The sequence below is a fragment of the Thalassolituus pacificus genome, from assembly GCF_025318105.1.
Taxonomy (GTDB): domain Bacteria; phylum Pseudomonadota; class Gammaproteobacteria; order Pseudomonadales; family Oceanobacteraceae; genus Venatoribacter; species Venatoribacter pacificus.
In genome coordinates this window covers 159,855-172,183 of sequence record NZ_JAOANI010000019.1, presented here as the reverse complement: position 1 = coordinate 172,183, position 12,329 = coordinate 159,855, and the positions used below count along the sequence as shown (strand labels likewise).

The window sequence follows — 12,329 nt, the reverse complement described above, 5'->3', positions numbered from 1 at the left end:
TCAACCCTCCTCCGCTGCCAGACCGGAAGCGTTAGTTGCTCGCTCGACTTTTTGCATCACCAGTAACGTTTCCGGGCCAATGATTTTATCGGTGCTTAATCCATGCTCAGCCTGAAATTGTGCCACCCGGTTGGCCAGTAAAGGATCATAAAAACGCGCGTCCACTTTACTGTTTTGTCCTTCCGGACTGATGACCTGCCAGTCAGCCTGCCATTCCATATTGAGCTTTTGGCGTATCCATAAAATCAGATCGGATTTTTGTCCGGGGCGAACCAGCTGGCCGTTGTATCCGGCGGGAGGCTGCCACAGCAACAACGCCTGTCCGGCAAAAGATGCCGGGTTCAGCTCATCACTCAGAAGACGCCAGTCAAACCCTTCAGATGTTTTCATTTGCACGGCGACCGGCAGTGATAGTTGCTGCAGCCGCAGGAAAGGCCAGTCAACCCACAGGCATTGGCGACGCTCTCCCTGTAGCTGTTCACAGCTTATTGCGGTTGAATCTGTGCCCGCCGTCAGCAATGAAAGCGGCGAAGCAACGACGTCCGCCGCCGGCGTTTGCCAGGCCGTAAAGGCATCGTTGAACAATGGACTGAACATAACGACCGGCAGCAAGACAGCAAGCAGCGCCGTTACCGCCAGCAACGGCTTAAAAGCCAGCCATGATAACCGCGGAGCCTCACCGAGAATTTCCCGCTCCGCCCCCTTAACCAACGCAACATCCACCTGATGGCGCCCACAGGCATAAGCTCCAAGCAGGGCTCTGTCAGCAAGGTTATTGATTAAGCGGGGTACGCCACTACTGGCGCGCCACAGCCGGCGGGCCGCGTGCGGGCTGAACAGCACAGCATCAACGCCGGCCTGAGCACAGCGATGCCGCAGGTAGGCGCGGGTTTCGGTCAGACTGAGATGCTGCAAATGATAACGGGCAGTAATGCGCTGATTAAGCTGGCGCAAATCATGGCGCGCCAGTAGTTCACGCAATTCAGGCTGCCCCACCAGAATCAGCGTCAGTAACTTTTCTTTATGGGTTTCCAGATTGGTCAGCAGCCGGATCTGCTCCAGCAGCGGTGGTGGCATGCTCTGCGCTTCATCAATTACGCAGATCACCCGTTGGCCAGCGGCATACCATTCCAGCAAGGCTTTGTTAAGCAGAGCGTACAGCTCGCGCAGTGTCGCACCGGAGTCGTAACTCAGCGCCAGTTCATCACACAGACTTTGCAGTAGCTCCGTCGCGGATAACTGTGGATTAAACAGGTAGGCCGTACGTACTTCGGCAGGCGTTTGAGCAAGGAATGCACGGCACAGCGTGGTTTTGCCGGTACCGACTTCACCGGTCAGACAAATCAGCCCACCATGACCGGTAAGCGCATAGTGCAGATGCGCCAACGCCTCCTGATGACCTGACGACGGAAAAAGAAAATCCGGATCAGGAGCAATGGTGAAGGGGAAGCGCTGAAAACCAAAATGTTCCAGATACATCGGATACTCTGCTGCTCAGGTCGGCACGCACCGGCAGATTATCCGCCGGTAAAATTCAGCGCGCATCATAGCGGATTTTGCCGCCGACCGCAGTGAAAGCCATGACACCCGAATACGAAGCTAAAGCGAGGCACACGCAGAGATACGTCCGACATAAGAGATAGCAGGAAGCTTGCTGAACGTTACCAGTCCAGCATCAAGCCTAAGCGCAGCTGAACATCGCGCGCATAGGCCGGACGCGCATCATCACTGACAATTTCCAGCTGATGCCAGCCGGAGCGCCAGTGCAGCCCGAGCTGATGAGTTGAATGCAGCGAAGCACCCAGCACTCCCAGCGGCGTCGTCCAATCCTTGGCGATACTGAACCGTTGGTAACGATCATGCTGAAAATAACGCAACCCGGCCTGCCAGGCGGTGTCATAAACCCCACCGTTCAACGTCCAGGGAATATCCGTCGTGTAAGAAGACTGCCCCGAGCGGCCGGAAGCGGCACCCGAGCTGTTGCACACGGCCTGCCCACCGCCACTGAGATTGATACAGCCGGTGGTAAAAGCCGCATCATCAAATTGCCAGCGGTTCCACAAATCACTGAAGGCGGCATCCAGCTGCCAGCGCTCCTTTAGCAGGGCACTGAATGAAATATCCATACTGATGCCGGAACCATCACTGACATCCGCCGGATATTCCAGAATTTTGTCCTGATCAAAATGGTAATCCAGCACCGCCGAGGCTGTCAGCGGATCTCCCGCTGCCGATACGCCTTCCAGGGTTCCGAACTGAAAGTGACCAACACGGTAATAAGCCAACGCCGGGGTAATGCTGAACGAGGTAAAGTCGAGCTGATGCGCCAGCCGCACTCCCCGCGCCTGCAGCCCTTTGACCTCCAGCTCAAGCTCACGGTCGGCAGCACCGGGCAGCCCTTGCTCCAGCTCACGATAAAACTCAGAGGTGGCACGATTAAAGGTCAGGTAGTAATACCAGCGCGTCTCTCGCTCCAGCTGCCAATGGCGAAAGCGCATACCAAAACGAAAACGGGCATCCGCATAAGCGTAAGTACCGGACTGAAAATCGCTGTCCCAGCCCGACATCATATCGGTGAGAGAAACCGGCTCGGAGCTGCCATGAATATCCAGGCCAGAATATAACTGCCAGTCGGCGGCCTGCACGCCTGCTGGCAGAAAGCTGCCGGATATGGCGGCGAAGAACGCCGCAAGGAAACGTCGGGGATGGACTTTTTGCTTCAACCGCCAAGCACCAGGAACTGGCCATCACTAAACCGTACTACATACACACCGTCACGCTCTTCACGGATGACACCGACAATGGAGTTACGATAAGTCAGGTAGCCGACGGCATTACAGTTACCGGTCACGATTTCATCTTTACGGTTAATCACACCACAGGGTTGCCCACTGCCGTCAAGCTCATAGTCGACACGACTGGCCAGCGTAACACCAATACTTTCGCCCTTTTCTTCCGAGGTAAAAAGTTTGACGCCGCCGCGGTAAATAATCAGGCCGCCTAATTCAAAAGTAAAATTACGAATAACATCCGCATCATTTTCATCGGGAGCCGAACTGTTCCCAATCAGATACGACAGGTACAAACTTTGCGCCCGCACACCGGTTGGCAGCACATCGACCAGATAGTCGTAGTCATAGCCTGCGGCAACAGCCAATTCCCACACATCTTTCGAATTACGGGTTAATTTAACATCGACAATCGCCAGCGGTGCCCGCTCAACACTGCTGCCCTGACCTTCGGTCAGTTCGTGTGCTGCGCGCAGACTTAAATTATTAATACCCTGCGCAAAAGCGGCTTCCAATTTGCCATCAAGCGCCACATCACTGCCAACGACCAATTCGTAGCTGCCATCGTCGTCAGCATCGGGAAACAACGGACGGTAAGCACCACGACTGGGAATCGAGAACAAGCCAAGCAAATCATCATCGACCAACTTCTGAATGGTTAACACTTCATCGCTTTCACTCAACTGGGTACAAACACTGGTTTCCCGCTCATTGTCATCATTAATAATCACGGAGCATTTACGCAGACCTGCCAGCCCGTCGGTATCAGAGAAAATCTCCAGTCGGTTGATGCCGTAGCCGCTAATATTGACATCGATATAATCCGCCTGACGAAACACTTTTACGTCATTGACCTCGCTGTACAAAACCGTTTGATTTTCCATAATCCGGTATTCAAAAAGATTACTCTCAATAATTCCGGATTCGAAACCACTGCGCACACGGAAATAATCGTCCAGCTCAGGCCAGACAGAATCAGAGTAGTAGTTTGCAGCATTACTGGCTTCGGCCGATAACGTAACCTGAGCAAGGTCTTTCAACTCAACCTCTTTACCATCTTCAGTAATCGTACCTTTTGTATCACTGCTCGCAACCAGCGACAAAGCCATCGTCGTCAGGTTGTAGTGCATCGGTGATGACGGCACTAACACATCATCAACGCCGATCAGTTTGGCCGAAAAATACAGACTAAAGTCTTGTTTAACACCATTCACCGTTGCAGGAATATCGACATCCGGCCATTCCAGGTCATAGCCTAAAGGAGGCGTGGTAATCGGATCAGGTGGTGTAGCAAAACCCTCCTCACCGCTGTAAACAATACGTACCCGCGAATAGCTTTTAACCTCTTCATCGTCAGCATTAGTGGTTTTTACTTCTTTAAATTTAATACTGGCAACGGTATCCAGTGGATCGTTCAGATCATCTGCATCCACAACCATTTGACCCAACAACTGAATATCAAACGCGTTGTATTTACCTTCTTTTTCAATTTCTGCGCCCAGCTCAACCGGCACCATGGTCAAAGTAAGGCCATCGACGGTGAGTTTTTTATTGGCGGCATCGTAACGGGTATCACCGGCACAACCGGAATTAAGGCAACCAATCAATTCCAGCACCCGATCCCGTACGGCAGCGGTTCCCACGGCCAACTGTGGCGCGATACCTTCATAGATACTGTTCAGCGCATCGTAGTATTCAACGGTTTTGGTGACATAAGCCGGATCGATAAAACTATGCACACAACCGCTTTCATCTGTCTGCGGAGTACCTGCTGGACAAGTATTGGGAGCCTGCCCTTTATAATTCACCAGGCGCTCGTTCAGATCGGCCATAAATGCACGGGCATTATTAATGCGATCAAGCCAGTCTTTTACCTGACTTGCCGGAATATCGACGGCGGACAGCTGATCATTTTTATCCTGTAATGCTGCTATACGCTGATTGAGCACAGCAATAGCGCCTGCCAATTCAGACGGCACGGAATAATTCTGCGCAGCGATATAATCACGATTATTCTGCAGTACAGTTCGGGCAGCACTGTAGATGCCATACAACGATATTTGCGTCGATGAGCGCTGATAGAACTGTCCTTGATTGTGCAGGAACTCATCGACCACATCGGCCACCCAATCCACCTGATCCTGTCCGGCATCAAGAGCCAGCTGTTGACCGGCGGCAACAATGGCACCATAAAGAATCGATTCCTGTTTAATTGCCGAAGCCAGACCACTGTCTTTATACAGTTCGGAAGGTGCCAGCGGCCGCAGCGAAATAATATCTGATAAATCAAATAAAGCGCTCAGCCATAAATTGGCACGCTCAATCGTAAAATCGGTATAAATACCCGCCCGTGGCGTATCCGGATTGCTGCCATCACCGCTGTTATCAATATAACTGGTGTAGGCTAAGGCACTGGCCAGATGCGTCACCCAGTTCACATTAATGCGCATATTATCCTGGGCATTACCCACCGACGCGCGCAACTCGTATTCCTGCGGCACGACTTTCGCACTCAGGTAGGCCCAGCTGTCGTAACAACCATTAACCAGTTCACACCGTTCCAGCGTTGAGTTGTCTTCTTTGCCGCTGACAATCAGGGTTATTGGCCGGCCAATATCATCACGGCCAAGCTGCACCTGGTAATACGCCAAGGTTGTTGAGCTTGCTTTTGCACCGGCATAGGTTTCTTTCTGACCATCGTCTGTGTCGATAACTTCGGTCGCAGTCTGCCCCTGCACATCAATAGGCACAGCCTGAATCAGCGCGCGCTGTACACTGCTGCTGCCAACATAGCCGTTTACGTATTTTACCGGTTCCGTTTTGCGGCTCGTACTGGAGCCATTGCCGCTGCATGCGGCCAACAGACAAACCGCCAGCAGAAGAGAAATGCGGGGGACTGAGAACATAGTTATTTTTCTTTTAAGTGCGAAAGTAGCCAGATTGTAACCGTCCGCCCTGTCAGCAGCCAGCAGTGACCCAGCTTTTACCCCCCTTTTACACAAAAAAAAGCCCGGACAAAACCGGGCATTTTTTGTTCAGCTCACACCAGGTGAGCGCTAGACCGTCAGATTACTGAGCGGCTTTGAACTTCAGACGATAAGCATGCAACAGTGGCTCAGTGTAACCACTTGGCTGCTCTTTACCTTTGAAGATCAGGTCAGACGCCGCTTGGAAGGCAATACCGTCATAGCCTGGAGCCATGTTGATATAGGCTGCATCACCAGCGTTCTGGCCATCCACAATGGCTGCCATACGCTTCAGACTGTCTTCAACCTGTTCACGGGTACAAATACCGTGCTCCAGCCAGTTAGCAACGTGCTGCGAAGAAATACGCAGAGTCGCGCGGTCTTCCATCAGACCAACGTTGTTGATATCCGGTACCTTGGAACAGCCAACGCCCTGATCAACCCAACGCACAACATAACCCAGGATGCCCTGACAGTTGTTGTCGATTTCGTTCTGAATCAGTTCAGGCGTCAGCGCAGCAGCTTCTTCAGCGGTCATCAGAGGAATGGTCAGAATGCCATCAACAGAAGCATGTTCACGGGTTTTCAGTTCGTTCTGAACGGCGAACACATCCACTTTGTGATAATGCATCGCGTGCAGTGTTGCCGCCGTTGGTGATGGAACCCATGCGGTGTTAGCACCGGCTTTCGGGTGAGCAATTTTCTGCTCCATCATCATGCCCATCTCATCCGGAATCGGCCACATGCCTTTACCGATCTGCGCACGACCCTGCAGGCCGGTTTCCAGACCCGTGTCTACGTTCCAGTTTTCGTAGGTGTTGATCCATAACTGCTGCTTCATGACCGACTTAGGCACGAACGGACCCGCCAGCATAGATGTATGAATTTCATCGCCGGTGCGATCCAGGAAGCCGGTGTTGATGAACACAACACGGTCTTTCGCGGCACGGATACATTCTTTCAGGTTAACGGTGGTGCGACGCTCTTCATCCATGATGCCCATTTTCATAGTGAAGCGCGGCAGAGCCAATGCATCTTCGATGCGGCCAAACAGTTCGTTGGCAAATGCCACTTCTTCCGGTCCGTGCATTTTAGGCTTAACAATGTTCACGGAATCGGCGGTGGAGTTGCGGAATGGCGCATTGCCTTTCAGGTCGTGGATGGCGATCAGAGTCGAGATCATGCCGTCCATGATACCTTCAGGAATCTCGCTGCCATCAGCCAGCAGAATCGCCGGGTTAGTCATCAGGTGACCAACGTTACGGATAAACAGCATGGAACGACCTTTCAGCTTCACGGTTTCACCGTTCAGGCCGGTGTATTCGCGGTCAGCGTTCATGGTACGGGTAAAGGTTTTGCCACCTTTGGTCACTTCTTCCGCCAGGTCACCTTTCATCAGGCCCAGCCAGTTGCCGTAAGTTACGACTTTATCGGCCGCATCAACCGCAGCAACAGAGTCTTCACAGTCCATGATGGTGGTCAGTGCCGATTCCATCAGGATGTCTTTAACGCCAGCCGCATCGGTAGAGCCAACCGGCGTGGTTGCATCGATCTGAATTTCAAAATGCAGGCCGTTGTTCTTCAGCAGAATCGCAACAGGTGCAGCAGCATCACCGTTGTAGCCAGCCAGCTGAGCAGCATTTTTTAGCGTGGTGGTTGAGCCGTCTTTCAGGGTAACAACCAGCTTGCCTTCTTCGATCGCGTACTTGGTGCTGTCAACGTGGTCGCAGCTCAGCAGAGGGGCCGCTTCGTTCAGGAACGCACGGGCGTAGGCAATAACCTTATCGCCACGGACTTTGTTGTAACCAGTGCCTTTTTCCGCACCGTTTTCTTCAGAAATAACGTTGGTGCCGTACAGCGCATCGTACAGAGAACCCCAACGGGCGTTGGCAGCGTTCAGAGCGAAACGGGCATTCATCACCGGCACAACCAGCTGAGGACCGGCCATCTGACCGATTTCTGGCTCTACATTGGCGGTTGTTGCTTCAAAGTCAGCGCCTTCCGGAAGCAGATAACCGATTTCCTGCAGGAATGCTTTGTACTCTGCAGCATTGTGAGACTGACCTTTGCGTCCAGTGTGGTAAGCGTCGATTTTCGCCTGCAGATCATCACGCTTGGCCAGCAGCGCTTTGTTTTTAGGAGCCAGTTCGTTCGCCAGAACGTCGAACTCTGCCCAGAATTTCTCTGCATCGATACCAGTACCCGGAATCGCTTTTTCGTTTACGAAGTCGTACAGCGCCTGAGCAACCTGCAAGCCACCCTTCTGAACGTATCCAGTCATTGTTAAGCCTCAAAAAAAATTCAATCACAACCGGCTGCTGCCGGTCATTCTGACCACTACTGAACGACTGCGGACAATCGCCAGCTACAAATTAAGACGCGGAAGTATACAGGAACGAATTGGCGACTGCTAACCCACCTCGGCTGAACAACCGCATAACCCGCAACCAGGACCCAGTAAAAACACCAAATAGATAACGGTATAAATAAACACTCAGGCCAGCAATGAAGAAGTCTGATATCGTCGCCATTTTTGCAACAGACACTCCGTTATGGACCAAATCGCTACCACCATTCTCAGTTCCGGCCGTTCCGCCGTTGAACTGGCATTGTTTATTCTGCTGCCCATTATGATTGTGATGCTCAGCATCATGCGCTGGCTGGAAGCTCGCGGCCTGCTGCACCGTATTGTCCGCGTAGTCAGCCCACTGCTGCGCCCTTTCGGACTGACGGGGCTGGGGGTATTTGCCCTGATTCAGGTGTCGATGGTGAGCTTCGCCGCCCCCATTGCCACGCTCGCCATCATGGCGCGCAACGGATCATCACCGCGTCATATCGCCGCGACATTGTCCATGGTGCTGGCACTGGCGCAGGCCAATGTTGTATTTCCGATGGCCGCTGCCGGGCTGGATATCCCAACCACACTGCTGCTGGCCATCCCTGCCGGTCTGATTGCCGCCGCCGCAACCTACTACGTATTCGGACGCACGCTGAGTGCAGAAGAAAGCGCACCACCATCGGCCGAACTGCTGCCGCAGGCCGACCCTGACCACGGCAAGCTGCTGCAGGTTATCCGCCGCGCCGGTAGCGATGCCTGGGATATTGCCATGGGCGCATTGCCCTTATTGGTGGTTGCGTTGGTGGCAGTGAATCTGATTCGCCTGACCGGAGCCATTGGTGCACTGGAAAGCCTGTTGTCTCCCCTGCTCAGCGCGGCCGGTTTTCCGCAGCAAACACTGTTGTTGGTTATCACCAAATACATTGCCGGTGGAACGGCAATGATGGGCATTGCCATGGAACAGATACAGCTCGGATTACTCAGCGCACAGGACATCAACCTGCTCGCCGGTCTGCTGTTGTGCCCGCTGGATGTTGCCGGTGTTGCCATTCTTATTGCCGCTGGCAAACCCGTCGCAGCCGTTGCCCGGCCCGCGATTTATGGCGCATTGATCGGCATAGCCTTGCGCACCGCCGGGCATTACTGGCTGTTTGCCTGATCCTTCGGAACCTTGTCCTGCAGGCATAAAAAAAGCGACCCGTAAGTCGCTTTTTTTATGCTTTGAACACAGCAGGATTACAGCGTTTCCCAGCTGCCATCAATGTAACGGATCACCCAGATTCCACTTTCCTGACGAATTCGGCCATACACCACATCACGGAAATTCAGAGTAAAGGCAGCATCGGCAAGCACGGTATTGTCCGTCGCTTCGGCGCTATTATCCAGCACGCACAGATCGTATTTACCATCGCTGCCGGTGATGTATTTATAAGGCAGCGGAGACAGATTGTAGTTTTGCTGCAGATAGGCGGTCAGCTCACTGTCGATGGTGGTTTCGGTGCCGTCATTCAATGTAAGAGCAACGCCGTCTTTGTACACCGCGACACTGCCGGTGGTTTTAAACGACGAGTCGGTATCCAGGCTCAACACGATACGATCAAGCGCAGAACCCGAGCCCAGATACACATCGCCACTGGTCAGACTGGAATAGTCATGCGACAGCGCAGCGGTGAGTTTGTAGCGATCCATGGTCGGTGCATTCAGCAAGACATCAAATAAGGTGCGCGGCTGATCGTCCAAGCGAACCTCGCTGGTCACACGCACGGCATTCAGGCCCAGCATCATCGGATCGTACAGGGTTCCGTCCATTGAAGTTTCTGTTGATGCCAGATCGGCCAGCGCCAGACAACCGTTGGCATCGGCAGGCTTGGTCGGCCAGGTAACGAAATACACCCCGCGTCCCGGTATCTCAACCCGCGAGAACACACCGGCTTCCCACAGATCATTAATGGCCAGTTGGAAATCACGCTCGGCATACAAGCGCTGCTTAGGCTGACACGTACTCACCACCCAACCGCTGCCGCTATTGCTCAGATCGCATATTTCAAAATCGTGGGTGCTGACCAGTTCTGTGCGGTCGTCATCATTGTCTACATCGTTAACATCTTCACGCTTCACCGTCGGATAAAAACGGAAACGTTGTGACTCGCCGAGCGGCACATAAAAATCCAGATATTGCACAGCCTGGCCAGCCACCGTCTGTTCGCCGGTCACGTAGCTGACCAGGTTATTGGATAAATCACCTTTGGCAAACGCAGGATTAGGGGTGAAAAAGCCATTAAATGAAGCAAAAGGTTTAGCCGGATAATACTCCGACGCATTGGTACTGGTAGCGGCGACATACACAGACGAGTAGTCGACATCCAGATCGTTGTCATCACCAACCTTATCGGAGATCCGGCCGTTGAGTACCACGGTGTCGATATTGAAACGACGCTCACTGTTGCTGTCCTGCGGATCTTTCACACCGCGGAAGAAAATACGGTAACTGCCGGTAACCTCGGCTTCTTCCGCACCACCCACACGACTGGTGTCGTACAGTGAGAAATCCGACCAGCGCATTTCGTAACCCAGAATTTCGTTACCAGCCGGATCGGCCAGCGTACTGACGGGCGTTGTGTAGTACACGCGCACACCGGAAGCCGAGAGGATATCGTTGGCGGCATTGTCACCTTCATAGACATTATCGACGACAAAGCGCAGTGTGCCCTGCTCGTAGGTGCCACGAATCAATACATCGATGGCATTGGACGATGTCGGCTTATCATCGGCATCGGTGGTATTCACGTCGGCCACGGCCTGGCTGACGATAATTTTGCCGCTGTTCAGCGTCATCACACGGGTCTGGTTGTTATAGGTACAGGAGCCCGGCGTAATCCAGACATAGGCCGACGTATCAGCACAGGTATTACCGGCATTGGCCAGATAGGTCTGAAGGTACAGCGCCTGAGTTTCACGCTGGGCAACCACAATGGCATCCAGATTAGCGGCATGCTCATCGCCGATTTTTTTCAGCAGATCAACGTACTGATCAATCTCGGCTTTATAGCCATCTTCGAAAAAGGCCTCACTATAGTTGCGCATCACACCGACAAACGCTTTGGTGCGCTTAATGCCCAGTACGAAGTCGTCATAATCCCCCTGTCCGAACAGAGACAGCAGGGTATCAGGGACCTTATTCGTCAGAGCTCCCGGAGTAACAAATGAATCAAAATCCGCCTGCAATCCGGAGACAACCCCGGCGATATAACCCTGCAACGTGGTATCCGTAACGTTCAGCGCCTGCAGGTTAGTGATGGCATCGCTGTACAGCGCCGCCAGCGTCAGCGTCTGAGCACCGCCCTGCTGCATCATCTGGCCTTTATTCGCACTGAAATCGGCGGCTACGGCTTCGGTAAATCCATTGCCATAGGTTTCAGCCAGGTGCGCCCAGGCGGCCAGCAAGGCACCATAACGAATACTGTCAGCCGCTTTGGCGGCATCGGCTTTACGCCATTCATTAATCTGAGTCAGATCCGCAGGTTCCGTCGTCTGCACATTGCTGATACCGAACACCCGGGAAACCTGAGAGATAGCCTGTTCGGTGGAATACGCGGAGTAATAGCCGGTTTCAACCCAGCCAACAGGCACATCCGTCACCGTGCCGGAACCGCTGTCCAGACTCTCGTTATAGACATAATCCAGCGCCAGCTGGGCGGCCAGATCAGTCAGCGGCGTGACGCGGATACGCTCATTTTTGCCGAGATCATAAGCCACCGAACGCCAGTCCAGGTTTGTGGTTTGCACCATATCGGCGGCAAACGCGCCGTTCGCGCACCCGGCAACCCACTGACAGCGAACGGTCGTGGCATCTGTGCTGGTATCGGTATCACCATCACGGCCAACTAACTGAAACAACTGCAGCTCTCCGCTGGCGACAACGGCTTTCACCGTCGCTTCTTTATCCGTGATGTATTCAGAACGCACAAAACGTCCTTCGGCATCTTCGTTTGGCAAACCGGCTTCGGTAATGGCGACGGAACGCACCACCGCACTGTAAACATCTTCCTGCCCGGCCTGCACATAGACCGAAATTGTTGACGAGGAAGAAGAGCCACTATCGCTGCAGCCGGACATCAGACCCGCGAGCGTAGGAAACATCAGAGAAGCCGTCAGAAGTTTATGCATAGCCATACAAAGAAATCACTCAGTTAATACAGGACGCGTAGCGACTCGCGCATCCTTCAGATATAAAAA

6 protein-coding genes are annotated in these 12,329 nt (G+C 53.2%); 1 reads left to right on the top strand and 5 read right to left on the bottom strand.

Going from position 1 to position 12,329, the window contains the following annotated elements; genetic code table 11:
• The 4 genes from NYR02_RS11355 to NYR02_RS11340 form a co-directional block, all read right to left on the bottom strand.
• Positions 1–1,479 (bottom strand): ExeA family protein, encoded by a 1,479-nt coding sequence (locus NYR02_RS11355; RefSeq protein ID WP_260976477.1) that lies wholly within the window; start codon positions 1,477–1,479, stop codon positions 1–3.
• Positions 1,480–1,661: 182 nt separating this feature from the next.
• Positions 1,662–2,723 carry a hypothetical protein gene (locus NYR02_RS11350; protein WP_260976476.1) on the bottom strand — a complete coding sequence of 354 codons (1,062 nt, stop codon included), beginning with the start codon at positions 2,721–2,723 and terminating at the stop codon, positions 1,662–1,664.
• A complete protein-coding gene (locus tag NYR02_RS11345; protein WP_260976475.1) occupies positions 2,720–5,695 on the bottom strand; it encodes a hypothetical protein in 2,976 nt (991 codons plus the stop codon). The genes NYR02_RS11350 and NYR02_RS11345 overlap by 4 nt, the downstream gene beginning before the upstream one ends.
• A 163-nt stretch (positions 5,696–5,858) precedes the next feature.
• A complete protein-coding gene (locus tag NYR02_RS11340; RefSeq protein WP_260976474.1) occupies positions 5,859–8,036 on the bottom strand; it encodes a malate synthase G in 2,178 nt (725 codons plus the stop codon).
• Between the two features lie 271 nt (positions 8,037–8,307).
• Here NYR02_RS11340 and NYR02_RS11335 point away from each other — a divergent pair, with 271 nt between their 5' ends.
• Entirely contained in the window at positions 8,308–9,252 is a 945-nt protein-coding gene (locus NYR02_RS11335) for a nucleoside recognition family protein (protein ID WP_260976473.1), read from the top strand.
• A gap of 77 nt (positions 9,253–9,329) precedes the next feature.
• On the opposite strand, the gene NYR02_RS11330 is transcribed toward NYR02_RS11335, so the two are convergent.
• The gene (locus tag NYR02_RS11330) at positions 9,330–12,233 is read right to left on the bottom strand and encodes a hypothetical protein (RefSeq protein WP_260976472.1); all 2,904 of its coding nucleotides are present in this window, start codon (positions 12,231–12,233) and stop codon (positions 9,330–9,332) included.
• Positions 12,234–12,329: the final 96 nt, after the last annotated feature.

Coding starts and splice junctions, on each gene's coding strand:
- NYR02_RS11345 (WP_260976475.1), bottom strand. CDS start 5,695: ATGTTCTCAGTCCCCCGCATTTCTCTTCTGCTGGCGGTTTGTCTGTTG.
- NYR02_RS11330 (WP_260976472.1), bottom strand. CDS start 12,233: ATGTTTCCTACGCTCGCGGGTCTGATGTCCGGCTGCAGCGATAGTGGC.
- NYR02_RS11340 (WP_260976474.1), bottom strand. CDS start 8,036: ATGACTGGATACGTTCAGAAGGGTGGCTTGCAGGTTGCTCAGGCGCTG.
- NYR02_RS11355 (WP_260976477.1), bottom strand. CDS start 1,479: ATGTATCTGGAACATTTTGGTTTTCAGCGCTTCCCCTTCACCATTGCT.
- NYR02_RS11335 (WP_260976473.1), top strand. CDS start 8,308: ATGGACCAAATCGCTACCACCATTCTCAGTTCCGGCCGTTCCGCCGTT.